Here is a 23431-nt window from a genome sequence, read left to right on the forward strand (position 1 = left end):
GCCCGTGAGGGTGTAGAGGTCACAGAAACGGCACCACCGGCCGCCGCTTGTTCAGTGTCGACCACCAGAACACCCAACCCAATACCCGGATGTTCTGCTTATCAATCTGCTCGGCATTGAAGATCTCGTCGGGATGCTCGGCTTTGTTGTAGCTGCGCAGCCGCAATGCATTGCCCGGCATCCGGTGCAGGTATTTGATTCGCAGCATTCCGTCGTGCTCGAGCGCGTAAATCTCTCCGTCGATCACCTTGGTCAGCCCCCGGTCGACGGCGAGGGTGGAGCCATCCTCAATCCTTGCCCCCATGCCGTTACCGACCATCTGGACGCAAAATACATCCGTATGGTTGATTTCCAGGGTGTCGAGGTGGCTTTTTGGCAGGCGGATGAATTGGCCTGGGTCTTCGACGACGTGGGTTTTGCTGGACCCCGGGCGGATGGGTGTTTCCTTGTAGACGGGTAATTCGACGTCAGTGGGTTCGATGACCGTGTAGATGCCACGAATCGCCTGGGCGTCGAAGGTGTTGCCTGACTCGTCGAGCAGGCGCAGGTGTTTGGAGTCCTGTGGGCCTTCGCCGGTTTTGAGCCAGTCGCTGTTGACCGAGAGTAATCTGGAGACCTCTTCCATGCGGTAGGCGGGCACACCGCGGGTGTACCAGTTGTGGATGTTTTGAGCTTCCGTGTCGAAAAAAGCAGCGAATCCTGTCGTTGTGATCTTCGCTTTTTCGAGGAGCGCCTTGAACCGTGGGCCGCTAGTGTTCTTTTTCATAAACACGAGTCTACGGGCGCAGGGCGGGGCTTTGAATAAACGAACCGTTCAAATTTGGCGGGAAATTTACGACCGGATGTAAGACGTATTTGGAACAAATTAAACAGAAAAAACTGCGACAGCTGAACGATAAACACGCTGTTTAATGCGCTTTATGAGCGGCCACAAAAAACCCCGGATCAACCGGGGTTTTTTTCAAGTCGTCAGTGGCGCGAGGCCAATGGCGTCTCAGCCTTTATAGGCCGCAGCCGACTTGGTGATCGCTTCGCGAGCGGCATCTGCACCTGCCCAGCCTTCGATCTTCACCCATTTGCCTTTTTCGAGATCTTTGTAGTTCGCGAAGAAGTGCTCGATCTGCTGGATCAGCAGTGGTGGCAGGTCGGTGTATTCCTTCACGTCGACGTACAGCTGGGACAGCTTGTCGTGTGGGACTGCGATGACTTTGGCATCGCCGCCGCCGTCGTCGGTCATGTTCAGGATGCCGACTGGACGAGCGCGGATCACCGAACCTGGAGCAACCGGGTAAGGGGTCACGACCAGCACGTCGAGGGGATCACCGTCGTCAGCCAGGGTGTTCGGGATGTAACCGTAGTTGGCCGGGTAGAACATCGGGGTGGCCATGAAACGGTCAACGAACAGGCAATCGCTGTCTTTGTCGATTTCGTATTTGATCGGCGCGTGGTTGGCCGGAATCTCGATCGCGACGTAGATGTCGTTCGGCAGGTCTTTGCCAGCCGGAATCTTGCTGTAGCTCATTGGGCGGTGCCCCCGTTAGTTGACCAAAAACACTTGGCCGGATTGACCAAAAAGTGGCGGCGATTATAGGCATATTCCGCCACCGTTGCTATGGATCAGAGGTCGTGTAGACCTTAGTCGCGTGCCTGATAGACCGGGTCTTCGGCCAGAAGTTGCCGCAGACGGGCCAATGGGTCCTGGCGGTAAAACAGCTTCAACTGCTCATAGACCTGCGGATAAGCCTCGTCCAGCAGATCCGGAGCGCTGAAGAAGTATTCACTGGTCACAGCGAAGAACTCGGCGGGGTTTTCCGCCGCATAGGGGTCGATGGCCGTTTCGGCATCCGGATTGCGGTCAAGTTGCCGATTGAGGTCGTCGTAGGCTTTTTGCATGACCTTGGCCCAGTCGCTGACGCGCATGTCGGGGTGCAATGGCGGCAGGCCGTTGGCGTCGCCGTTGAGCATGTCGAGCTTGTGCGCGAGTTCGTGGATCACCAGGTTGTAGCCTTCCCAGCCGCCACTGGCCATCACCCCGGGCCAGGCGAGGATGATTGGGCCTTGCTGCCAGGCTTCGCCGCTGTGTTCACCGTCCCACTCGTGTTCAACGCCGCTGGCGTCACGATGACGCTGGGGGCTGAGGAAGTCGTCGGGGTAGAGGACGATTTCGTGGAAGCCCTGATACCAGTTCAGATCGCCCAGGTGCAGCAGCGGCAATTGCGCCTGAGCGGCAAGCAGCAGGCGCTGTTCCTGGTGGAGTTCGACGCCCTGCAAGGCGGTCAGGTGTTTGTCCTGCAGGAACAAGACGCAGGCTTCACGCAGCCACTGGTCTTCGGCGGCGCTGATGCCGTCGAGAAAACTCAGATGGTGACGCACCCGTTGCCACAGGTCGTCGGCAATCGGGTGTTTAGCCAAGGTGCGCTGGCGACGCCAGGCACTAAGCGACCACATCGTGGATCAGCGCTATTGCGCTTTGGACGCGGCGTTGCCGTAACGGCTGCGGATGAAGCCGATGATCATCGGAAGCAGCGACAGCACAATGATGCCCACGACCAGCAGCGAGAGGTTTTTCTTGATGAACGGTACGTTGCCGAAGAAGTAACCGAGGGTCACCAGGCCGCCCACCCACAAAACGGTGCCGAGGACGCTGAAGGAAAAGAAACGCAGGTAAGGCATTTTGCCGACACCGGCGACGAACGGTGCAAACGTACGGATGATCGGCAGGAAGCGCGCCAGGGTGACGGTCTTGCCACCGTGCTTGTCATAGAAATCGTGGGTTTGCTGCAGGTAGTCGCGGCGGAAGATTTTCGAGTTTGGATTGCTGAACAGCTTCTCGCCGGCCGTTCGGCCAACGATGTAGTTGGTACTGTCGCCGAGGATCGCCGCCAGCATCAACAGGCCGCCCAGCAATACCGGGTCCATGCCGCCGCCAGCGGCTACAGCGCCGGCGATGAACAACAGGGAGTCGCCCGGCAGGAACGGCATCACCACCAGACCGGTTTCGCAGAAAATCACCAGAAACAGGATGGCGTAGATCCATAACCCGTAGTTTTTTACCAGCAAGTCGAGGTAAACATCGAGATGCAGAATAAGGTCGATCGGGTTGAAATCCATGTAGGGCACCTGTCGTGATGGCCCAACTCTGCAGGCCTGTGCGGATGACTTCGCGAAAGCCTACAGACGAGTGTAGTTTTTCGTACAAGCCGGAAAGTGCGGCATTATACGATTTGATTCGTGAAAAACCTGTCGAGTTTGTAGCGGGGAATGTCCGTGGTCCGACAGGCTGCACACTAACCCTGTGGCGAGCGGGGGCAAGCCCTTCGCCACATTGGAGCGACCTTAAAGTTCGTCGCTGATCGGCAATACGTAGTTCTTGAATTCGGTGTCTTCCTTGAAGCCGATGGACTCGTAGGTTTTCTGCGCCACTTCATTGTTGCTGCTGGTGGAAACACGCATGCGCACGGCATTGGTTTCCTTGGCCATTTTCTTCGCGGTGCGGATGAGGTTGTCGGCCACCAGTTGGCGGCGGGCTTCTTCGGCGACGTAGATGTCGTTGAGGATCCACACGCGTTTAAGCGAAAGGGACGAAAAGCTCGGATACAACTGACAAAAACCCATCAGTTTGTTGCTGTCGTCATCGGCCAGTGCCAGGTAGATCACCGATTCCTTGCGTCGCAGGCGTTTCTCAAGGAACGCCCGGGACGAGTCTGGATAGGCCAGGGCGCCATAAAACTCGCGATATTTGACGAACAACGGGGTCAGCAGGTCCAGGTGTTCGAGGGTCGCTTGAATAATCCGCATCGGTAGGTCTCGTCTTCAAGTGGCTGTCATCACGTGCTCTGACGGCGAACGGTTCTTCACTCGGGCAGCCGTGCATCGATCCTGCCTGAAATCAAAGCACAAACGCAATGCGGAAACGGTTCAGGCATCGGGTGGGCTGAGCAGGAAGTTACCTTTCATGTCCGCACCTGCGTCCGACTCCAGCGTGTGAATCTGCGCTTCGTCCTTCAAGTTGACGCCCGACAGTTGGCGCCGGCAAGCCTCACGCATCAAGTACAGCAAACGGTGTGCCGCCATGCCGTAACTCAGGCCCTCAAGTCGAACATTGGAGATGCAATTGCGGTAGGCGTCCGTCAGCCCGACCTTGGGACCGTAGGTGAAATACAAACCCAGGCTGTCCGGCGAACTGAGGCCCGGACGCTCGCCAATCAGGATGACCACCATTTTTGCGCCCAACAGCTCGCCAATCTCGTCGGCCACGGCGACCCGGCCCTGGGCGACCAGCATGACCGGCGACACCGACCAGCCTTCCGCCTTGATCTGTTCTTCCATTCGCGTCAGGAACGGCAGTGTATGACGATGAACCGCCAGCGCCGACAGACCATCGGCCACGACAATCGCCAGATCAACGCCGCCAGGATGAGCCAAGGCGTAATCGCGCAAGGTCTGCGCCGACTCATCACTCAACTTTCGCCCCAGATCGGGACGCTGCAAGTAACTGTCACGGTTGGCGGCGGCGCTGTGCAGCAACAGACTGTCGCGCCCGCATTCAGCCAATTGCGCGCTGAGCCCGGCATGATCGAACGGCAAATGCACGGCATCCCGAGCCTGGGCGTGGGCGTACTGAAAATCCAGCTGCGCGCTGGTTGGCATGCTGGTGCCGGTGCGGCCCAGAGCAATGCGTGCCGGTGTCAGGCGACGCAATTCCAGCAGCGGATTTTCTGCATCTACAGGCGGTTTATCCATTTCAACACTCATCCCAGTTGCGCCATCGCTTGGCGGAAAGCCGGCGGTAGCCTGTCACCGAAGTGAATCTTGCCATCCGCCTGGGTGAGGATGCCCATTTTCGCCAGCCACTGTTCGAACTCCGGCGCCGGTTTCAGCCCCAGCGTCTGGCGGGCATACAGGGCGTCGTGGAACGAGGTGGTCTGGTAGTTGAGCATGATGTCGTCGGAGCCGGGGATGCCCATGATGAAGTTGATCCCGGCCACGCCCAACAGGGTCAGCAGGGTGTCCATGTCGTCCTGATCGGCTTCGGCGTGGTTGGTGTAGCAAATGTCGCAGCCCATTGGTACGCCCAGCAGTTTGCCGCAGAAGTGGTCTTCGAGGCCGGCGCGAATGATCTGTTTGCCGTTGTAGAGGTATTCCGGGCCAATGAATCCTACAACCGTATTGACCAGGAACGGCTTGAAATGGCGTGCCACGGCGTAGGCCCGGGTTTCGCAGGTCTGCTGATCCATGCCGTGGTGGGCGTTGGCTGACAGGGCACTGCCCTGGCCAGTCTCGAAATACATCAGGTTGCGGCCCAGCGTTCCGCGATTCAGGCTCAGACCGGCGTCGTAACCTTCCTGCAGGACATTCAGGTTGATGCCGAAGCTGGCATTGGCCGCTTCAGTGCCGGCGATCGACTGGAACACCAGGTCCAGCGGAACGCCGCGATTGATCGCCTCGATGGAGGTCGTGACGTGGGTCAGCACGCAGGCCTGGGTCGGAATTTCGTAACGCTGGATGATCGCGTCGAGCATTTCCAGCATGGCGCAGATCGAGGCGATGCTGTCGGTGGCCGGGTTGATGCCGATCATCGCGTCGCCGTTGCCGTACAGCAGGCCATCGAGAATGCTCGCTGCGATGCCGGCCGGTTCGTCGGTGGGGTGATTGGGTTGCAGGCGGGTGGATAAACGTCCACGCAAGCCCATCGTGCCGCGAAATTTTGTGACGACGCGGATTTTCTGCGCCACCAGCACCAGATCCTGCACGCGCATGATTTTCGACACGGCGGCGGCCATTTCCGGGGTCAGGCCGGGGGCGAGGGCGCGCAGGCTCTGTTCGTCAGCGGCGTCGCTCAGCAGCCAATCGCGAAAACCGCCGACGGTGAGGTGACTGACGGCTGAAAAAGCCTGTGCGTCGTGGGTGTCGATGATCAGTCGGGTGACTTCATCGGCCTCGTAAGGAACCAGCATTTCCTCCAGGAAGTGCGTCAGCGGAATGTCGGCCAGGGCCATCTGCGCGGCCACTCGCTCGCCATCGTTGAGGGCCGCGACGCCGGCCAGAAAGTCCCCGGAACGCGCCGGACTGGCCTTGGCCATGACGTCCTTGAGGCTGGCGAAGCGATAGGTCTGGGCGCCGACAGAATGGGCAAATGTGGCCACGGTGTCCTCCTGATTCAATCAATAACTCAAATTCACCACTATCCCCTTGTGGGAGTGAGCCTGCTCGCGATTGCGGTTTGCATCCGTCACATGCGCTGAATGAAACAGCGCAATCGCGAGCAGGCTCGCTCCCACAAGGGAACTGCATGCACTTCTATATGGCAGGCGCCGGGAGTTTGGCCCGGCGCCGGTGCAACTCAGACGCTTTCGAGCATCGCATCTGCCGGGGCATCGAAACGCTGCTTGGCGGTCAATTGGAAATACAAGTATCCGGCCGCCATGAAGCCGAGGAACACACAGCCGATCAACGTGTTGAACCAGGCCATCGCCACCAGGCACACCACCGCCAGAAACAGCGCAATCCCCGGCACAATCGGATAGCCCGGCGCGCGGAAGCTGCGTTCCAGGTTCGGCTCGGTTTTACGCAGTTTGAACAGGCTCAGCATGCTGATGATGTACATCACGATGGCGCCGAACACCGACATGGTGATCATCGCCGCCGTCAGGGTCATGCCTTGCAGGTTGACCAGGCCGTCGCTGTAGATTGCCGCGATACCAATCACACCGCCGGCCAAAATGGCACGGTGTGGTGTCTGGAAGCGCGAAAGCTTGGCCAGCGAAGGGGGCAGGTAACCGGCCCGGGCCAGGGCAAAGAACTGCCGCGAGTAGCCAAGGATGATCCCGTGGAAACTTGCCACCAGGCCAAACAGGCCAATCCAGACCAGCATGTGCATCCAGCTCGAATTGTTGCCGACCACAGCTTTCATCGCCTGCGGCAGCGGATCGTTGATGTTAGACAGTTGGCGCCAGTCGCCGACGCCGCCGGCCATCACCATCACGCCAATGGCCAGGAACACCAGGGTCAGAATGCCGCTGACATAGGCCTTGGGAATCGTGCGTTTCGGGTCCTTGGCTTCTTCGGCTGCCATGGCCGCGCCTTCGATCGCGAGGAAAAACCAGATTGCGAACGGAATGGCGGCGAATATGCCGGGAATGGACGCGATCGTGAATTCGTTAGAGCCCGACCAGCCATTGAGTACGAAGTTACTGAAGCTGAAGCCCGGTGCGACGACGCCCATGAATACCAGCAACTCAGCGACGGCCAGCACGGTGACCACCAGTTCGAAGGTCGCCGCGATACTGACTCCGAGGATATTCAGGCCCATGAACACGAAATACGCGCCCACTGCGGCGATCTTGGGGTCAAGTTCCGGGTATTGCACATTGAGGTAGGCGCCAATTGCCATCGCGATGGCCGGGGGCGCAAAGACGAACTCGATCAGGGTGGCGATGCCGGCGATCAATCCGCCTTTCTCGCCAAAGGCCCGCCGGCTATAGGCAAACGGCCCGCCAGCGTGGGGAATGGCGGTGGTCAATTCGGTAAAACTGAAGATGAAGCAGGTGTACATCGTCGCCACCATCAGGGCGGTGACGAGAAAGCCCAGGGTGCCTGCGGTGCCCCAGCCGTAACTCCAGCCGAAATACTCGCCGGAAATCACCAGGCCGACGGCAATGCCCCATAAATGCAGGGTGCCGAGTGTGGGTTTGAGCTGTGTGGAAGAAGTCATAAGTCCTCGCTGTATTTTTTATTGTTTGATCTTTTGGACTTTCAGGTACGACGTTTGGGTGTGGAGCGGGCACGCAAGGCCCGTGCCAGAGCGGCAGGGCAATGTTTTTATGTTGTCGTTAAGGACGCCATCGCGGGCAAGCCCGCTCCCACAGGGTTTTGGGGTGAACCAAAATGTTGGGAATAACCACAAATCCCTGTGGGAGCGAGCCTGCTCGCGATAGCCATTTGAAGGGCGACACAGAAGTCCCTGTGTCGCCCCCGGTTTTTAGAAGAAGCCCAGCGGATTGATGTCGTAGCTCACCAGCAGGTTTTTGGTCTGCTGATAGTGATCGAGCATCATTTTGTGGGTTTCACGCCCGACGCCCGACTTTTTGTAGCCACCGAACGCGGCATGCGCCGGGTACAGGTGGTAGCAGTTGGTCCACACACGACCGGCCTTGATGGCGCGGCCCATGCGATAGGCGCGGTTGATGTCGCGGGTCCAGAGGCCGGCACCCAGGCCGAACTCGGTGTCGTTGGCGATGGCCAGGGCTTCGGCTTCGTCCTTGAAGGTGGTGATGCTCACCACCGGGCCAAAGATTTCTTCCTGGAACACGCGCATTTTGTTGGTGCCCTTGAGCAGGGTCGGCTGGATGTAATACCCGGTCGCCAGGTTGCCCTCGAGTTTTTCCACCTTGCCGCCAGTCAGCAGTTCGGCGCCTTCGCCCTTGGCGATTTCCAGGTACGAAAGGATTTTGTCGAATTGCTGCTCGGATGCCTGGGCGCCGACCATGGTGTCGGTGTCCAGCGGGTCACCACGTTTGATCGACAGCACTTTCTTCATCACGACTTTCATGAAGTCGTCGTAGATCGACTCTTGGACCAGTGCACGGGATGGGCAGGTGCAGACTTCGCCTTGGTTGAAGAACGCCAGCACCAAGCCTTCGGCGGCTTTCTCGATGAAAGACGGTTCGGCTTTCATGATGTCTTCGAAGAAGATGTTCGGCGACTTGCCACCCAGCTCCACGGTGGACGGAATGATGTTTTCAGCTGCGCATTTCATGATGTGCGAGCCGACCGGGGTCGAGCCGGTGAAGGCGATCTTGGCGATGCGTTTGCTGGTGGCGAGCGCTTCGCCGGCTTCTTTACCGAAACCTTGCACGACGTTCAGCACGCCTGGCGGCAGCAAGTCGCCGATCAGCTCCATCAGCACGGTAATGCCCAGTGGCGTTTGCTCGGCAGGCTTGAGCACTACGCAGTTACCGGCGGCCAGGGCCGGGGCGAGTTTCCAGGCAGCCATCAGGATCGGGAAGTTCCACGGGATGATCTGCCCGACCACGCCCAGCGGTTCATGGATGTGATAAGCCACGGTGTTGCCGTCGATCTCGGCGGCGCTGCCTTCCTGGGCACGGATGCAGCCGGCGAAGTAGCGGAAATGGTCCGCGGCCAGCGGGATGTCGGCATTGAGCGTTTCACGCACGGCTTTGCCGTTGTCCCAGGATTCGGTGATTGCCAGCAGTTCCAGGTTCTGTTCGATGCGGTCGGCGATTTTCAGCAGCACCAGCGAGCGCGCCTGGGCGGACGTGGCGCCCCAGGCATCGGCTGCAGCGTGGGCGGCGTCCAGGGCTTTGTCGATGTCTTCGGCCGTGGAGCGCGGAAATTCGGCAATCGGTTGGCCATTCACTGGCGAGGTATTGGTGAAGTACTGACCTTTGACAGGCGCGACGAACTCGCCGCCGATGTAGTTACCGTACTTGCTCTTGAACGAAACGATAGCGCCTTCAGTACCGGGGTGAGCGTAACGCATAGTGATTTCTCCTTGGCTTTTGTACTTATAAGAGAGAGCGCATGTGCGCTTGCTATAAGCGTAGAGCAAAGGTCGGGCCACTGCCTTGCAGGTCAGGTAAATCAAGGCCTTGCGCCGTTTTTGTCGGACGGGCGGAACGCCGTTGTGACGCTTCCGGTACAGTCGCCGTGACACTTTGTACCGCTTGTGGCACAACCTGTGACCGCACGGTCTTGCCACCATTGCAATGCCGGCTAGGCTGGAGGATGCTCGCATCACCTCAACCACGGGTCGCCGAACCCCGGGGAGAATAATAAGAAATGCACGACAACCATTTGAGTCGCCATGCCCAGCAGGTCCTGACCGTCACTCAGGGCAAATCTCACCTGCACGGTCCGGGCAGCGATCCGTCGATTGCCCGTTCCTGGCTGCGGTGTCTTGAGGACTATCACCTCGACCCGGCCCTGACCGTGGCACCGACGGTGCTGGAGCACGGCCGCGTATTGGAAAGCCGCGAGCGCTTGCAGCAAGTGCTGCACATCGCCGGCAACGAAATGACCAGTCTGCATCAGCAACTTTCCGGCGCCGGTCACGCGGTGCTGCTGACCGACGCCCGTGGCGTGATCCTCAATTGCGTCACCGCGCCCGCCGAGCGCAAGATTTTCGAGCGTGCCGGGCTCTGGCTCGGCGCTGACTGGAGCGAAGCCTGCGAAGGCACCAACGGCATCGGCACCTGCCTGGTGGAGCGTCAGTCGCTGACTATCCATCAGGACGAACACTTTCGCGGTCGCCACACCGGTCTGACCTGCTCGGCGAGCCCGGTGTTCGATCCGCATGGCGAACTGCTGGCGGTGCTCGATGTGTCTTCGGCGCGTCACGAGGTTTCGCGTCAGAGCCAGTTTCACACCATGGCGCTGGTCAATCTGTCGGCGAAGATGATTGAGAGCTGCTATTTCCTGCGCTACTTCGACAATCAATGGCTGTTGCGTTTTCACCTGCAGGCCGAGTCCGTCGGGCTGTTCAGCGAAGGGCTGCTGGCGTTTGACGGGGAAGGGCGGATCAGTGCCGTCAATCAAAGTGCCCTGAACCTGCTGGGGCATGGTCGCTGCGGATTGTTGGGGCAGCCGGTCGAGGCGTTTTTCGATTGCGCGCTGGATGAATTGCTCGGCCGCGCGAGCGTAAATGCCAGCGCCAGTTGGCCGCTGCGCACCCGGGACGGGCGGAGTCTGTTTGCGCTGTTGCGTGGGCAGCCACGCAGCATTCCAGTGCCAGTGGTGCAACGTCCGGTGATTGCCGAGCAGGCGCGCCTGTCGGGCATTTGTATTGGCGATACCGCGTTACAGGAAGATTTCCGCAAGTCCCTGCGCGTGTTCGAACGGGACGTGCCGCTGTTGATCAACGGTGAAACCGGTTCCGGCAAAGAGGCATTCGCCAAAGCCGTGCACCAGGCCAGTCAACGGGCTGAAAAAGCCTTCGTCGCCCTCAATTGTGCGGCCATCCCTGAGAGCTTGATCGAGAGCGAATTGTTCGGCTATCGCGGCGGCAGCTTCACCGGCGCGCGCAAGGAAGGCATGCGCGGCAAGTTGCAGCAGGCCGATGGCGGGACCTTGTTCCTCGATGAAATCGGCGACATGCCGTTGGCATTGCAGACCCGACTATTGAGAGTGCTGGAAGATCGCCAGGTGGTGCCGATCGGTGGTGAGCCGGAGCCGGTCAATGTGCGGATCATCAGCGCCACGCACCGTAATTTGCTGGAGCGCGTGCAGGACGGCAGTTTCCGCGAGGATTTGTATTACCGGCTCAATGGGCTGGAGGTGGCGTTGCCGGCGTTGCGCGATCGCAGTGATAAATCGCAACTGCTCGACTTTTTGCTGGCTGAAGAAGCGGGCGGTGAAACGGTAGTGATCGATGAGCCGGCGCGGCAGGCGTTGCTGGGCTTCGCGTGGCCGGGGAATGTGCGGCAATTGCGCAATGTGCTGCGCACCTTGGCGGCGCTGTGTGACGGTGGACGGATCGGGCTGGGGGATTTGCCGGCGATGATTCGTCAGGTTCGGCCATTGCCGGCTGTGGCCGTTGAAGAGCCGTCAGAGCATCCGCTGGACGATGCCGAGCGATTGGCCTTGCTCAATGCGCTGGAGCAGACGCGCTGGCATATGACGAATACCGCTGAACAGCTCGGCGTCAGCCGTAACACCCTCTATCGCAAGCTGCGTAAACACGGTATTGCCCGGTAAACCGCGTTGCGGCCAATCGCGGGCAAGCCCGCTCCCACAGAGTTGCGGTGTGAGCACCATTTTCCGAGCGCCGTTGGACCCTGTGGGAGCGGGCTTGGTCTGGGCGGCATTCCGACGATGGCGTGCGTGAGACCGAAACACAGGGTGCGATTTCCCACTCCCTACGCTAACCTGCGGCCATGTTTTACGAGGTCGACTAATGCACATTCATATTCTTGGTATCTGCGGCACTTTCATGGGTTCGATGGCGGTTCTGGCCAAAGAGCTGGGTCATCACGTGACGGGCTCCGATGCCAACGTCTATCCGCCGATGAGCACTCAGCTTGAAGCGCAGGGCATTGAGTTGACCCAAGGCTACGATCCCGCTCAACTCGATCCGGCACCGGATCTGGTGGTGATCGGCAACGCAATGTCCCGCGGCAACCCGGCCGTGGAATACGTGTTGAACAAAGGCCTGCCTTACGTCTCCGGCCCGCAATGGCTGGCGGATCACGTGCTGCAAGGTCGCTGGGTCCTGGCCGTCGCCGGCACCCACGGCAAAACCACCACCAGCAGCATGCTCGCCTGGGTCCTGGAGCACGCGGGCATGAGCCCGGGCTTCCTGATTGGCGGCGTGCCGCAGAATTTCTCGGTGTCGGCCCGCTTGGGCGATACGCCGTTCTTCGTCATCGAAGCCGACGAGTACGACAGCGCGTTTTTCGACAAGCGCTCGAAATTTGTTCACTACCGCCCACGTACGGCGATCCTGAACAACCTCGAATACGATCATGCCGACATCTTCCCCGATCTGCCGGCCATCGAGCGCCAGTTCCACCATTTGGTTCGGACCATCCCGAGCGAAGGCCTGGTGATCCACCCGACGACCGAGCCCGCTTTGCAGCGCGTCATCGAGATGGGCTGCTGGACACCGGTGCAAACCACCGGCGCCGGCGGTCAGTGGCAGGTCAAACTGCTCAGCGAAGACGGTTCCAAGTTTGAAGTGATGTTCGAAGGCGTCGCCCAAGGCGTGGTCGAGTGGGACATGACCGGCCAGCATAACGTCGCCAATGCCTTGGCCACCTTGGCTGCGGCCCGCCACGTCGGTGTCGTGCCGTCGATGGGCATCGCTGCGTTGAGCGCCTTCAAAAGCGTGAAGCGCCGGATGGAAAAAGTCGCCGAAGTTCGCGGTATCACCATCTACGACGACTTCGCTCACCACCCGACTGCCATCGCCACGACCCTGGACGGCCTGCGCAAGCGCATCGGTGATGCGCCGTTGATTGCGATCATTGAGCCGCGCTCCAATTCCATGAAGCTTGGCGCGCACCGCGACGGCTTACCGGAAAGCGTGGTCGATGCCGATCAGGTGATCTGGTACGCCCCGGCCAACCTCGGCTGGGACCTGGGCGCGACCGCTGCGTTGTGCACCGTGCCGTCGATAGTCAGCGATTCGTTGGAAGGCATCATCGAACGCGTGAAGTCCCAGGCCCAACCTGGCACCCACGTGGTCATCATGAGCAACGGCGGCTTTGGCGGCCTGCACGGCAAGCTCGCCGAGGCACTCAAATGAACAGCGGCCCGGAACGCATCACACTGGCGATGACGGGTGCTTCGGGCGCCCAGTACGGTTTACGCCTGCTTGACTGCCTGATCCGCGAAGACCGCGAGGTGCATTTCCTGATCTCCAAGGCTGCGCAACTGGTGATGGCCACCGAAACCGACGTCACGCTGCCCGCCAAACCGCAGACGATGCAGGCTTTCCTGACCGAATACACCGGCGCCGCCGCCGGGCAGATCAAGGTGTACGGCAAGGAAGACTGGATGTCGCCGGTGGCATCGGGCTCCGGTGCGCCAGCGGCGATGGTGGTGGTGCCGTGCTCGACCGGGACGCTGTCGGCGATTGCGACCGGCGCCTGCAACAACTTGATCGAGCGGGCGGCCGACGTCACGCTGAAGGAGCGCCGCCAGCTGATTCTGGTGCCGCGTGAGGCACCGTATTCGAGCATTCATCTGGAGCACATGCTCAAGTTGTCGAACATGGGGGTGACGATTTTGCCGGCCTCGCCAGGCTTCTATCATCAGCCACAGACCATCGATGACTTGATCGACTTTGTGGTGGCGAGGATTCTCAATCTGCTGAACATCCCGCAAGACATGCTGCCGCGCTGGGGGGAACACCATTTGAGCAGCGATGAATAAGCTGCTGATCATGGTGCTGGTGTTGCAACTGACGGGTTGCGCCACGGCGCGCACCCTCGATGCGGCCAAACCCGGGGCGCCCGTGGTGTACTCGGGCACGCGTCTGGATTTGTATGCGATGAACGGCGGTTGCTGCGCGAAGGACCGGTTTGGCGCCGAAGCACCGAGCTATCCCGGTGTCGACCTGCCGGCCAGCGCATTGCTCGATACGCTGTTGCTGCCGTTGTCTGTGCTGACGGTGATCGGCGTCAGCTTCCAGGCAACTGGCGGTCTCTAGCTGATCGTTCCCACGCTCTGCTTGGGAACGATCCTTGTGGGGCATTATTTGCCGAGTTTACGCAGCTCATCCGACTCGACGATCCGCACGCCATCCTGCTCTTCCAGCGCCAGCCGCCACATCGCCCGCGCCAATTGGCAGGCCTCGATGCCGCGATATTTGCCGGGGATAAGTCGCGACAACGGTCCGGCAATTTGCTCCGCCATGCGCGGTTCCAGGCGATCGCCCAGCAGCAATGAAGGCCGACAGATGGTCAGTTGTGGCCAATTCTGTGCGATCAACGCGTATTCCATCTCGCCTTTGACCCGATTGTAGAAAACAGGCGACCTGCGATCGGCCCCCAAGGCACTGATCACGATCAGGTGCCGTGCGCCCATTTCCCGCGCACGCTTGGCGAACGCTACCACCATGTCCAGATCGACCGCGCGGAAGGCTTGTTCGGAGCCGGCCTGCTTGATCGTGGTGCCAAGGCAGCAGTAGGCAATGTCGACGCGACCGTTGAGTTGCGGCAAAAACACCGCCGGGTCGCCGACCGGGTTTTCCAGATGAGGATGCTCGGCCAATGGCCTGCGTGAGGGGGCCAGTACCCTTGATATCGTTGGCTCATTGAGCAAGCGATCAAGCAAATGTTCACCGGTCAGCCCGGTAGCACCGGCAAGCAATACATGCTGAGGCGTCAAGTACATAGTGTTTCCCCCTTGATACTGTTCAGCTTAGTTGCTGTTTGCATCCCTGCTGCTTATAGAGACACTTTGCAAAGCTTTTCGTGCCTGCTGCTTGCGCAAGAGCTGCCAGTGGGAGAGGACGGTTTTCGGTGCCCAGATCTGCGGTTCAGAGGCTTCGAAGTTGTCAGCCAGTTCGCGCTCGGCCACCGTGGCCTTGGCCAGTTTGAAGGCTTGCTCGAGGTCGTCGGTCTGGTTCAACGCCTGGGCGAACAGCGCGTCGCCGAAGTAGGTGAAGTTGGCTTCTTCCGAGCAGCCGAAGGACACGCGGTCGGCCCGCGAGGCGGTCATGATCAGCGTACGTTCGTCCTTGAGGGCAGGGAGGAAGCCGCCGGAGTAGCAGGCCGAGATGACGATGATCTTGTCGCGATTCTTCAGGGGGGCAAGCACCGCGGCCAGTTCGTCGGCCGGCAAATCGGCCAGCTCCATACGCGGCTGGTCGAGTACCAGCTCATGTTCGCTGGTGCCGTGGCTGGTCAGGTAGATGAAGATCAAATCTTCCGGACCGCTGCGTTCGGCGAGGGTCAGTGCCGCGCGCCGCAGGTTTTCCCGGGTGGCCATCGGCCGGTCTACAAGGTGATCGCGATGGTTGACCAGGCGGATCTGGCCGAAAGCGCCGAAGCGGCTGTTTAGCATGTTGCTGACGTAATCGGACTCGCGCAGGAAAACGCTCTGCTTGCCGTCACCGCCCACGGTCAAGGTGTACAGCTCGACGGCTGGCGTGGAAGCCGGCACTTTGGTCAGTGCATCGTCGAGCAAGCGGCCCTGGGCCAGCAAGCCGAGCTCCAGGCTGTCGGGCAACAATTTGCCATCGGCATCGCGCACACGTTGACCATTGGCCCACGTACCGCTTTGTACCGTGCCATCTGTCAGCACCAGCGTGCCGCGACCCGAATAGGCATCTGTATCGAACTGGCCGATGTAGAAGCTGCCGTCGGGGAGGTTCAAACGGCCCTCGCCGCTGAAGCGCCAGTCGCTGAACTGGCCGACGTAATGACTGGCATCGGCGCCGATCAGCTCGCCCTTGCCGTTCAGCGAGCCTTCCTTGAACTGACCCAGCCAGACATCGCCGTCGGCATTTTCGTAGCGGCCCTTGCCGTTCAGTTGATTGTTCTTGAAACCGCCGACGTAGATGTCACCGTCAGCGCTATTGAAGGTGCCGTTGCCTTCCAGTTGCCCGTTGACGAAGTGTCCGGTGAACTGATTGCCGCTGGCATCGCCACGCTGGCCTTCACCGTTGGGTTTGCCGTTGGCGAATTGGCCCTGGTAGGAGCTGCCGTCTTCGAGTTCGAGACGACCGAGCCCTGAATACTGATCGGCCTTGAATTCACCGCGATAGGTCATGCCGTTTTCTTTGAGCGTGCCTTCACCGTCGCGGCGCCCGAGTTTGAATCCCCCGGAGTAACTGCTGCCGTTGGTGGTCAGCGTGCCTTGGCCGTCGAATAGCCCCTGGTTGAATTGCCCGCGATAAACCTCGCCGTTGCTGCCATGCCATTCGCCTTGGCCATGCCATTGGCCTTTGTCGAATTCGCCTGCATACCAGCTGCCGTTCGGGTAGTCGACGCGGCCCTGGCCTTGCAGCAAGCCATTGACCAGATCGCCGCGATAGCGCCCACCGTCCGGCAAGCGGGCATCAGGGGGCAACAGCGATTCGCCATCTCCGCAAGCGGTAAGCAACAGGGTCAAAGCAAGGAGGGCGAGTGAGCGCATAGCGGGATCCGGGCAATTAGGCGACCGAGTATGCCGCAGCTATGTGTCGTATATATAGAGACGCGGCGCGAAACAGCGTTAGCTGTTTCGCAATCAGGCATGTATCAGACGAAACAGAGGGACAGCGGCTCGGCAATATACGCCGGTTTGTCCGACCCTTCGATCTCAAGCGTGGCGGTGGCTTTGAGCAGCCATTGGCCGGGTTTTTTCTCGGTGACCTCGTTCATGTCGACTTTGAGCCGAACCCTGGAGTTGACCTTCACCGGCTGGATGAAACGTACGCTGTCCAGGCCATAGTTGACCACCATCTTGACCCCTTCAGGCAGGACCAGGATGTCTTCCATCAGTTTCGGAATCAGCGACAGCGACAGGAATCCGTGGGCGATCGTGCTGCCAAATGGCGTTTGCGCGGCTTTGACCGGGTCGACGTGGATGAACTGATAATCGCCTGTGGCTTCTGCGAACAGGTTGATGCGCTCCTGATCGATGGTGAGCCATTCGGAACGTCCAAGTTCCTTGCCGACATAATCTTTGAGCTCTGCAACGGGAACATAGGGCATTGAGACTCTCCTTGTGTTTCATCGGTTTTTTAGTTTTTCGGGTGGGGGGATTTGACCTCCCTGCGAACCACTTTAGATCAACATGGCAATTTGCTCCGGTCAACTGACCATGCTTTTGGCGAATGCCGATCCATAGCGTTGACGTGCTTATAATGCCCGGCCCCTTTTTGTGGGGAAAGCGTGTGGAGATGCGGGATGTTGTTACGTGGCCTGACCTGGCTGGTGTTGTTCCAATTGATGGGGACAGCCCTCAATCATTTGTTTTTACCGGTGCTGCCCGGGCCGATTATCGGCCTGCTGCTGTTGCTGGTGTACCTGATTTCACGCGGGCAAGTCGGTGAGCCTTTGAACCTGGCAGCCAGCAGTCTGCTGCGCTATTTGCCGTTGCTGCTGGTGCCACCCGCCGTGGGCGTCATGGTGTACGCCAAGGACATCGCCGCGGACTTCTGGGCCATCGTCGGCGCACTGGTGTTGTCGCTGGTGCTGTCCATGGCGTTTGCCGGGGTGCTGATGCAGCGCATGGTCAAGCGTCATGCCCATCGTGGAGATAATTCATGATCCTCGACTGGCACGGTGCCCTGGACTCGGTGATTCATCATCCGTTGTTCGGCATTGGTATTACATTGGGCGCTTATCAGGTGGTGCTGGCGGCATTCGAGAAAACCCGCTGGATTTTTCTGCAGCCGGTGCTGGTGTCCATGCTGTTGGTGATTGGCGTGCTGACGGTGTCTGGCATCACCTTCGTTGAGTACCGCAAGAGCACCGAGATCCTCAGCATTCTGCTCGGGCCGGCGACGGTGGCGCTCGCGGTGCCGCTTTACCTTAATCTGCGGCGGATTCGGCAGTTGTTCTGGCCGATATTTACTACGCTGGTGATAGGCGGCGTGGTCGCCACGGGCATGGGCGTGTTGCTGGGCTGGTGGTTTGGCGCCGAACACATGATCCTCATGACCATGGCGCCCAAGTCAGTGACCTCGCCCATTGCGATGCTGGTGGCCGAGCAGATTGGTGGCGTCGCGGCGTTGGCGGCGGTGTTCGTGTTGATCACCGGCGTGATCGGTGCGATCTTCGGCCCGAGCCTGTTGACCCGGCTCGGTGTGCTCAGCCCTGAGGCGCGCGGCATGGCACTGGGCATGACCGCCCACGCCGTCGGCACGTCGGTGGCTTTGCAGGAAAGTGAAGAATGCGGCGCCTTCGCGGCGCTGGCGATGAGTCTGATGGGCGTGGCCACGGCGGTGTTCCTGCCGTTGGCGGTGTCGATGGTGGTGTAAGGAATTGTCTATGAGCTTGCCGCTTTTTCCGCTGAACACGGTGTTGTTTCCTGGTTGCATCCTCGACTTGCAGATATTCGAGGCGCGCTACCTGGACATGATCAGTCGCTGCATGAAACAGGGCAGTGGCTTCGGTGTGGTGTGCATCCTCGACGGCGAAGAAGTCGGCATAGCGCCGGCGGGTTACGCGTTGGTGGGGTGTGAGGCGCTGATCACCGATTTCAAGCAACAGGACAATGGCCTGCTGGGCATCCGGGTGCAGGGCGGACGGCGTTTTCACGTGTTGCGCTCTGAGGTGCAGCGCGATCATTTGACCATCGCTGACGTCGAGTGGCTGGAAGATGAGCCTGAGCAACCGTTGCAGGACGAAGATGCCGACCTGGTGGCGCTGCTCAAGGCGCTCGCCGAACACCCAATGGTCGAGGCGCTGAACATGGGGACTGAAGCGACCGGACAACAGTCGTTGGCCAATCAACTGGCGTATCTGCTGCCGTTCGCCGAAGTGGACAAGATCGACCTGCTGCAACTCGATGACCCGCAGCAGCGACTGGATGCAATCCAGGCGCTGCTCGATGAGTTGCAGGGTGAGTTGTTCGCCTGATCAGTAGGCATACCGCAACATCGCAGTCGGCAAATGCCGCAACGCAAAGAACCCGAACAGTGCCACCATTGGAGGCAATACAAGCCACCAGACTTTGGATGGCATCGGGTTGAGCGGCGTCTGGCGCTGGCTCAGCCACAGGCTCGCCGCGCATACGCACGCCGCCAGCATTGCGCCGGCCAGCACATCCGTTGGCCAATGCGCCCCCAGATACACCCGGGAAAGGGAAATCGCCAGCGCCGGCAAGCAGCCGAGCAGCAGCCACGTCAGGCGCATGCGCGGCGGTTGGCCGCGACCGGCCAGCACGGCGAGGGTCAGGAACAAGGCGAATGACCCCGAGGCGTGACCGCTGGGCATGCTGTAGCTGGTGAGCGGATCGCTTAGCACTTCCGGGCGGATGCGGGCGAAAAACTGTTTGGTGAACGTATTGCCCAGGGCGGTGAAGAGCAGGGTGCCGCCAGCGAAGATTGCCTGGCGCCATTGCCGGGTGAGCAGCAGCAAACCGGTCAGCAGGACGCTGAACACCAGCATGTTGCGGAACTCGCCGATCAGCGTGAAGGTGACGGCCACTTCATCGAGCATCGGGCTTCGGTGTTCCTGCACCAGGGTCATCACGCCTTGATCGAGCGCAGTAAGGTGCGGGTAGCCGATGAACAGTCCCAGCAGAATCAGAAAGCTCATGCCGCTAATCAGCAGCGTTGCCTTGCGATGGCGACGCATGCTGCTGGTAATGCTCAAGCCCACCATGACGGCGATGCTGCCCGCGACGATCCCGGCCTCGGGCCAGAATCCGTCCGGCAATGGCAGGCGGATGGCCGCGCCCGTGGCCCAGCCGGGCAGCAGGTAGGCAACGCTCCAGCCCGCGGCGGCCAGCAGACTGACGGCGGCGAAGCGCGGGAAGGGCATGTCGAACATCCCGGCGACCATTGGCAGCATCGGCCGTAGCGGGCCGATAAAGCGGCCGACCAGCAGACTGGCAATACCGTAGCGCTGGAAATACGACTCGGCGCCGGCGATCCATTCCGGGTGATGACGCAACCCTGGCAGGCGCCGGATGTTCTGGTGGAAATGTCGACCGATGAAGTACGAGACGACATCGCCCAGCACCCCGGCGACGAACCCGAGCAATAGCGTTTCGCTCAATGACAGTGCTCCGCTGCCGGCTAGTACCGCTACGGCAAACAGCAAGACCGTGCCAGGCACGATCAACCCGGCAATCGCCAGGCACTCCACAAAGGCCACTATGAACACTGCCGCAGCCAGCCATTGCGGGTTAGCCGCCAACCAACCGGTCACGCTATCGAGCCATGGGCCCATAAAAACAACTCCATTGAATGTTCAGTTGGCCCCGAAAAGGACGAATCTTCAAAATGTCACGAATCCCTGTGGGAGCGGGCTTGCCGCGATGGAGTCAGGACGGTCGATATCAATATCGACCCATGCGACCCCATCGCGGGCAGGCCCGCTCCCACAGGGATTCCGGTTTACCTAGGGTCCGGGCCCGTTAAGTCAGAAAAAAATAATCGCGACCTTCAACCTGCCCCCGTCGCAGCGGGTTGCGCGTGCAATACGGCGCGTAAGCCGCATCGATGAAGCGATACATCAAATGCTCATCACGTCCTTGGGGGATGCCCAGGCGCGTGGTCTGGATGATGTGAACCGGTGCCGGGCCGACATTTTCCACCAGCAGCACTTCATGATCGAAGCGTTTGGCGTCCCAGACCGGCACCTTCAGGCCTAGCGATTTGCAAAGCAATGTCTGTCCGGCGCACAGCTTTTGCGAGGGGCGAGGCCTTCCTTGTGCATCAGGATTGTTCAGCAGCATCTGCGCCAGACTCGCCGGCCCGCTCAATTCATCGACCCATGGATAGGCGGATTTGATCAATACCGCGTTGCCGGGACCTTTGGCGCTGAAGTTCAGGGAGTCGCCACCACGGGCGTAATACATATAGATGTGGCCGCCATCCAGAAACAAAGCCTTACGCTTTTCTGTGTAGCCAAGGGACGCGTGGCTGCCTTTTTCTTCGCAGTAATAGGCTTCGGTCTCGATGATGCGAGCACTGAGCCACAGGTCGCCGACCCGGTGGCGGATGATTTTGCCCAGTAAATCCCGGGCCAGCGTTTGGGCGTCTCTGTCGAAAAAGGCGTCCGGGAGCCCTGTGGGAAGGGGCGCGACGGACGTGCTAACAGTCAGGTTTGACATAATGAACGGCATTATTCAGGGCTGATTGAGCGGCGATGATAACAATTTGCGGCTTAATCACGGCTGAACGTCGGCAAATTGCCCTCCATTTCGACCATCCGCCCGTCACCGCTGTTAGTCGAGGGACGCGACAGCTATAATCTGCCGCTTTACTCTTTACCAAGACCTTAGCAAAGACCACTCCAGACCATGACTGAGTCCGTTCTTGACTACATGACCCGCCTGGGTCGCGCTGCCCGCGAGGCCTCTCGCGTCATTGGCTGTGCCAGCACTGCGCAAAAGAACCGCGCGCTGCAGGCAGCTGCCAATGCGCTGGATGCTGCACGCGCCGAGCTGACGGCTGCCAATGAGCTGGATTTGGCCGCTGGTCGTGCCAGTGGTCTTGAGCCGGCATTGCTTGAGCGCCTGGCGCTGACCCCGGAGCGCATCGACGGCATGATCGTCGGCTTGCGTCAGGTGGCGGCATTGCCGGACCCGGTCGGTGCGATCCGCGACATGAGCTTCCGTCCGTCGGGCATTCAGGTTGGCAAGATGCGCGTGCCGTTGGGCGTGATCGGGATCATCTACGAATCCCGGCCGAATGTGACGATCGACGCTGCCAGCCTGTGCCTGAAGTCCGGTAACGCAACCATTCTGCGCGGCGGTTCCGAGGCCATTCATTCCAACCGTGCCATCGCCGCCTGCATCCAGCGTGGCCTGGCCGAGGCCGAGCTTCCGGCCGCCGTGGTGCAAGTGGTCGAAACCACTGATCGCGCCGCCGTTGGCGCGCTGATCACCATGCCCGAATACGTCGACGTGATCGTGCCCCGTGGTGGCCGAGGCCTGATCGAGCGGGTCAGTCGCGATGCCCGCGTGCCGGTGATCAAGCACCTGGACGGCATCTGCCACGTGTTTGTCAGTGCCCACGCCGATCTGCCCAAAGCCCAGCGCATTGCCTTCAACGCCAAGACTTACCGTTATGGCATCTGCGGCGCGATGGAAACGCTGCTGGTGGATCAGGCCGTTGCCAAGGATTTTCTGCCATCGATGGCTGCACAGTTCCGCGAAAAAGGCGTCGAGCTGCGCGGTTGCGAACGCACGCGAGCGATCATCGACGCAGCGGTGGCCGCTGAAGAAGACTGGACCACCGAATACCTGGCGCCGATTCTGTCGATCCGCGTGGTCGACGGACTGGACCAGGCCATCGAACACATTAACAAGTACGGCTCCCATCACACCGACTCTATCGTCAGCGAAAACCTCGCAGACACCCGGCGTTTTGTGGCGCAAGTCGATTCCTCGTCGGTGATGATCAATACGCCGACCTGTTTCGCCGATGGCTTTGAATACGGATTGGGTGCCGAGATTGGCATTTCTACTGATAAGCTGCACGCCCGCGGCCCGGTGGGCCTCGAGGGGCTGACCTGCGAGAAGTACATCGTGGTCGGTGATGGTCAGTTACGCGGTCAGGCGTCGGTCTGAGTTGGCCGACCTTGACCCGACAGCCCAAGTGACCGCCGGCGAGCCACAACCTCGCCGCATTGGCGTACTGGGCGGGACTTTCGACCCGGTGCACATCGGCCATTTGCGCGGTGCGCTGGAAGTCGCCGAATCGCTGGCGCTGGATGAATTACGCCTGACGCCGAGTGCCAGGCCGCCTCACCGCGGTACGCCACAGGTGTCGGCGCAGGACCGGCTGGCAATGGTCGAGTGCGCGGTGGCCGGTGTGGCGCCGTTGGTGGTGGACGCGCGGGAGTTACAGCGCGACAAACCGTCCTACACTATCGATACCCTGGAACTGATGCGTGCCGAAATGGCCGCCTCTGACCAGGTTTTTCTACTTTTGGGCTGGGACGCATTTTGCGGCCTGCCCACTTGGCATCGCTGGGAAGAGTTGCTCCAGCATTGCCACATCCTGGTGCTGCAACGCCCGGATGCCGACAGCGAACCGCCGGATGCCTTGCGCAATCTGTTGGCGGCACGCTCGGTGAGCGACCCGCTGGCCCTCAAAGGGCCGAGCGGACAGATTGCATTCGTCTGGCAGACACCGCTCGCGGTATCCGCCACCCAGATCCGTCAACTGCTGGCCAGCGGTAAGTCGGTACGTTTCCTGGTGCCCGACGCGGTCCTGGCCTACATCGATGCGCACGGTCTCTACCGTGCGTCGAACTGAAAAGAGGCATGCTTCCAGGCACGCAATGACGTGCAGTGAAGC

The 23431-nt window shown here is 60.2% G+C and carries 23 protein-coding genes; 9 read left to right on the forward strand and 14 right to left on the reverse strand.

What is annotated here, in order from left to right; genetic code table 11:
• Positions 1-19: 19 nt before the first annotated feature.
• The 9 genes from QRN31_RS13115 to exaC form a co-directional block, all read right to left on the reverse strand.
• A complete protein-coding gene (locus tag QRN31_RS13115; RefSeq protein WP_285432437.1) occupies positions 20-766 on the reverse strand; it encodes a S24 family peptidase in 747 nt (248 codons plus the stop codon).
• A gap of 228 nt (positions 767-994) precedes the next feature.
• Entirely contained in the window at positions 995-1522 is a 528-nt protein-coding gene (gene ppa, locus QRN31_RS13120) for an inorganic diphosphatase (RefSeq protein ID WP_027924322.1), read from the reverse strand.
• Positions 1523-1635: 113 nt separating this feature from the next.
• The gene (locus tag QRN31_RS13125) at positions 1636-2448 is read right to left on the reverse strand and encodes a M90 family metallopeptidase (RefSeq protein ID WP_285432438.1); all 813 of its coding nucleotides are present in this window, start codon (positions 2446-2448) and stop codon (positions 1636-1638) included.
• Positions 2449-2460: 12 nt separating this feature from the next.
• Positions 2461-3111, reverse strand: a complete 651-nt coding sequence (locus tag QRN31_RS13130) for a DedA family protein (protein ID WP_285432440.1) — start codon at positions 3109-3111, stop codon at positions 2461-2463.
• 225 nt (positions 3112-3336) lie between these two features.
• Positions 3337-3798, reverse strand: a complete 462-nt coding sequence (locus tag QRN31_RS13135; protein WP_222588622.1) for a GNAT family N-acetyltransferase — start codon at positions 3796-3798, stop codon at positions 3337-3339.
• Positions 3799-3918: 120 nt separating this feature from the next.
• Complete coding sequence (gene eutC / locus QRN31_RS13140) at positions 3919-4743, reverse strand: ethanolamine ammonia-lyase subunit EutC (RefSeq protein WP_285432441.1); 825 nt, start codon at positions 4741-4743, stop codon at positions 3919-3921.
• Positions 4744-4751: 8 nt separating this feature from the next.
• Positions 4752-6146, reverse strand: a complete 1395-nt coding sequence (locus tag QRN31_RS13145) for an ethanolamine ammonia-lyase subunit EutB (RefSeq protein WP_285432443.1) — start codon at positions 6144-6146, stop codon at positions 4752-4754.
• A 197-nt stretch (positions 6147-6343) separates the two neighbouring features.
• Entirely contained in the window at positions 6344-7714 is a 1371-nt protein-coding gene (eat, locus tag QRN31_RS13150; protein WP_285432445.1) for an ethanolamine permease, read from the reverse strand.
• Between the two features lie 267 nt (positions 7715-7981).
• The gene (gene exaC / locus QRN31_RS13155; protein WP_285432446.1) at positions 7982-9502 is read right to left on the reverse strand and encodes an acetaldehyde dehydrogenase ExaC; all 1521 of its coding nucleotides are present in this window, start codon (positions 9500-9502) and stop codon (positions 7982-7984) included.
• 299 nt (positions 9503-9801) lie between these two features.
• On the opposite strand from exaC, the gene QRN31_RS13160 reads away from it, so the two are divergent.
• The 4 genes from QRN31_RS13160 (at position 9802) to QRN31_RS13175 (ending at position 14170) form a co-directional block, all read left to right on the forward strand.
• Positions 9802-11715: a sigma-54-dependent Fis family transcriptional regulator gene (locus QRN31_RS13160; RefSeq protein ID WP_285432448.1), complete on the forward strand. Its 1914-nt coding sequence runs from the start codon at positions 9802-9804 to the stop codon at positions 11713-11715.
• Between the two features lie 199 nt (positions 11716-11914).
• The gene (gene mpl, locus QRN31_RS13165; RefSeq protein ID WP_259156132.1) at positions 11915-13264 is read left to right on the forward strand and encodes a UDP-N-acetylmuramate:L-alanyl-gamma-D-glutamyl-meso-diaminopimelate ligase; all 1350 of its coding nucleotides are present in this window, start codon (positions 11915-11917) and stop codon (positions 13262-13264) included.
• Complete coding sequence (gene ubiX / locus QRN31_RS13170; RefSeq protein WP_222588615.1) at positions 13261-13893, forward strand: flavin prenyltransferase UbiX; 633 nt, start codon at positions 13261-13263, stop codon at positions 13891-13893. The genes mpl and ubiX overlap by 4 nt, the downstream gene beginning before the upstream one ends.
• The gene (locus QRN31_RS13175) at positions 13886-14170 is read left to right on the forward strand and encodes a YceK/YidQ family lipoprotein (RefSeq protein WP_285432450.1); all 285 of its coding nucleotides are present in this window, start codon (positions 13886-13888) and stop codon (positions 14168-14170) included. Before ubiX ends, QRN31_RS13175 begins: the two co-directional genes overlap by 8 nt.
• 44 nt (positions 14171-14214) lie before the next feature.
• Here the strand turns inward: QRN31_RS13175 and QRN31_RS13180 are convergent, their stop codons facing one another.
• The 3 genes from QRN31_RS13180 to QRN31_RS13190 all read right to left on the reverse strand — a co-directional run bounded on the left by QRN31_RS13180 (position 14215) and on the right by QRN31_RS13190 (position 17162).
• Complete coding sequence (locus QRN31_RS13180) at positions 14215-14856, reverse strand: oxidoreductase (RefSeq protein WP_208671297.1); 642 nt, start codon at positions 14854-14856, stop codon at positions 14215-14217.
• 27 nt (positions 14857-14883) lie between these two features.
• Complete coding sequence (locus QRN31_RS13185) at positions 14884-16602, reverse strand: C13 family peptidase (RefSeq protein WP_285432452.1); 1719 nt, start codon at positions 16600-16602, stop codon at positions 14884-14886.
• Between the two features lie 104 nt (positions 16603-16706).
• Positions 16707-17162, reverse strand: a complete 456-nt coding sequence (locus QRN31_RS13190) for a MaoC family dehydratase (RefSeq protein WP_208671299.1) — start codon at positions 17160-17162, stop codon at positions 16707-16709.
• A 195-nt stretch (positions 17163-17357) separates the two neighbouring features.
• Between QRN31_RS13190 and QRN31_RS13195 the strand changes: the two genes are divergently transcribed.
• From QRN31_RS13195 to QRN31_RS13205, 3 genes are read left to right on the forward strand one after another with little or no spacing between them, the layout of a single operon-like run.
• Positions 17358-17720: a CidA/LrgA family protein gene (locus QRN31_RS13195; protein ID WP_285432454.1), complete on the forward strand. Its 363-nt coding sequence runs from the start codon at positions 17358-17360 to the stop codon at positions 17718-17720.
• Complete coding sequence (locus QRN31_RS13200) at positions 17717-18433, forward strand: LrgB family protein (RefSeq protein WP_285432455.1); 717 nt, start codon at positions 17717-17719, stop codon at positions 18431-18433. Before QRN31_RS13195 ends, QRN31_RS13200 begins: the two co-directional genes overlap by 4 nt.
• A gap of 10 nt (positions 18434-18443) precedes the next feature.
• Positions 18444-19034, forward strand: coding sequence for an LON peptidase substrate-binding domain-containing protein (locus QRN31_RS13205; protein ID WP_054616727.1), 591 nt, complete (start codon positions 18444-18446; stop codon positions 19032-19034).
• Here QRN31_RS13205 and QRN31_RS13210 read toward each other — a convergent pair whose 3' ends face one another.
• Both QRN31_RS13210 and QRN31_RS13215 read right to left on the reverse strand, forming a co-directional pair.
• Positions 19035-20351, reverse strand: a complete 1317-nt coding sequence (locus QRN31_RS13210; protein ID WP_285432457.1) for a bifunctional DedA family/phosphatase PAP2 family protein — start codon at positions 20349-20351, stop codon at positions 19035-19037. It lies immediately after the preceding gene.
• Between the two features lie 187 nt (positions 20352-20538).
• A complete protein-coding gene (locus tag QRN31_RS13215; RefSeq protein ID WP_285432458.1) occupies positions 20539-21237 on the reverse strand; it encodes a DNA-3-methyladenine glycosylase in 699 nt (232 codons plus the stop codon).
• Positions 21238-21426: 189 nt separating this feature from the next.
• Between QRN31_RS13215 and QRN31_RS13220 the strand changes: the two genes are divergently transcribed.
• Both QRN31_RS13220 and nadD read left to right on the forward strand, forming a co-directional pair.
• Positions 21427-22698 carry a glutamate-5-semialdehyde dehydrogenase gene (locus QRN31_RS13220; protein WP_285432459.1) on the forward strand — a complete coding sequence of 424 codons (1272 nt, stop codon included), beginning with the start codon at positions 21427-21429 and terminating at the stop codon, positions 22696-22698.
• 1 nt (position 22699) lies between these two features.
• Positions 22700-23389: a nicotinate-nucleotide adenylyltransferase gene (gene nadD, locus QRN31_RS13225; RefSeq protein ID WP_285432461.1), complete on the forward strand. Its 690-nt coding sequence runs from the start codon at positions 22700-22702 to the stop codon at positions 23387-23389.
• The last annotated feature ends 42 nt before the right edge of the window (positions 23390-23431 follow it).

Source organism: Pseudomonas sp. fls2-241-R2A-110 (genome assembly GCF_030209165.1).
In the GTDB taxonomy this organism is placed as follows: Bacteria; Pseudomonadota; Gammaproteobacteria; order Pseudomonadales; family Pseudomonadaceae; genus Aquipseudomonas.

Bases quoted from the DNA above. Each gene is read 5' to 3' on its own strand.
- QRN31_RS13115 (WP_285432437.1), bottom strand. From the start codon at position 766: ATGAAAAAGAACACTAGCGGCCCACGGTTCAAGGCGCTCCTCGAAAAA.
- ppa (WP_027924322.1), bottom strand. From the start codon at position 1,522: ATGAGCTACAGCAAGATTCCGGCTGGCAAAGACCTGCCGAACGACATC.
- QRN31_RS13125 (WP_285432438.1), bottom strand. From the start codon at position 2,448: ATGTGGTCGCTTAGTGCCTGGCGTCGCCAGCGCACCTTGGCTAAACAC.
- QRN31_RS13130 (WP_285432440.1), bottom strand. From the start codon at position 3,111: ATGGATTTCAACCCGATCGACCTTATTCTGCATCTCGATGTTTACCTC.
- QRN31_RS13135 (WP_222588622.1), bottom strand. From the start codon at position 3,798: ATGCGGATTATTCAAGCGACCCTCGAACACCTGGACCTGCTGACCCCG.
- eutC (WP_285432441.1), bottom strand. From the start codon at position 4,743: ATGGATAAACCGCCTGTAGATGCAGAAAATCCGCTGCTGGAATTGCGT.
- eat (WP_285432445.1), bottom strand. From the start codon at position 7,714: ATGACTTCTTCCACACAGCTCAAACCCACACTCGGCACCCTGCATTTA.
- exaC (WP_285432446.1), bottom strand. From the start codon at position 9,502: ATGCGTTACGCTCACCCCGGTACTGAAGGCGCTATCGTTTCGTTCAAG.
- QRN31_RS13160 (WP_285432448.1), top strand. From the start codon at position 9,802: ATGCACGACAACCATTTGAGTCGCCATGCCCAGCAGGTCCTGACCGTC.
- mpl (WP_259156132.1), top strand. From the start codon at position 11,915: ATGCACATTCATATTCTTGGTATCTGCGGCACTTTCATGGGTTCGATG.
- ubiX (WP_222588615.1), top strand. From the start codon at position 13,261: ATGAACAGCGGCCCGGAACGCATCACACTGGCGATGACGGGTGCTTCG.
- QRN31_RS13175 (WP_285432450.1), top strand. From the start codon at position 13,886: ATGAATAAGCTGCTGATCATGGTGCTGGTGTTGCAACTGACGGGTTGC.
- QRN31_RS13180 (WP_208671297.1), bottom strand. From the start codon at position 14,856: ATGTACTTGACGCCTCAGCATGTATTGCTTGCCGGTGCTACCGGGCTG.
- QRN31_RS13185 (WP_285432452.1), bottom strand. From the start codon at position 16,602: ATGCGCTCACTCGCCCTCCTTGCTTTGACCCTGTTGCTTACCGCTTGC.
- QRN31_RS13190 (WP_208671299.1), bottom strand. From the start codon at position 17,162: ATGCCCTATGTTCCCGTTGCAGAGCTCAAAGATTATGTCGGCAAGGAA.
- QRN31_RS13195 (WP_285432454.1), top strand. From the start codon at position 17,358: ATGTTGTTACGTGGCCTGACCTGGCTGGTGTTGTTCCAATTGATGGGG.
- QRN31_RS13200 (WP_285432455.1), top strand. From the start codon at position 17,717: ATGATCCTCGACTGGCACGGTGCCCTGGACTCGGTGATTCATCATCCG.
- QRN31_RS13205 (WP_054616727.1), top strand. From the start codon at position 18,444: ATGAGCTTGCCGCTTTTTCCGCTGAACACGGTGTTGTTTCCTGGTTGC.
- QRN31_RS13210 (WP_285432457.1), bottom strand. From the start codon at position 20,351: ATGGGCCCATGGCTCGATAGCGTGACCGGTTGGTTGGCGGCTAACCCG.
- QRN31_RS13215 (WP_285432458.1), bottom strand. From the start codon at position 21,237: ATGTCAAACCTGACTGTTAGCACGTCCGTCGCGCCCCTTCCCACAGGG.
- QRN31_RS13220 (WP_285432459.1), top strand. From the start codon at position 21,427: ATGACTGAGTCCGTTCTTGACTACATGACCCGCCTGGGTCGCGCTGCC.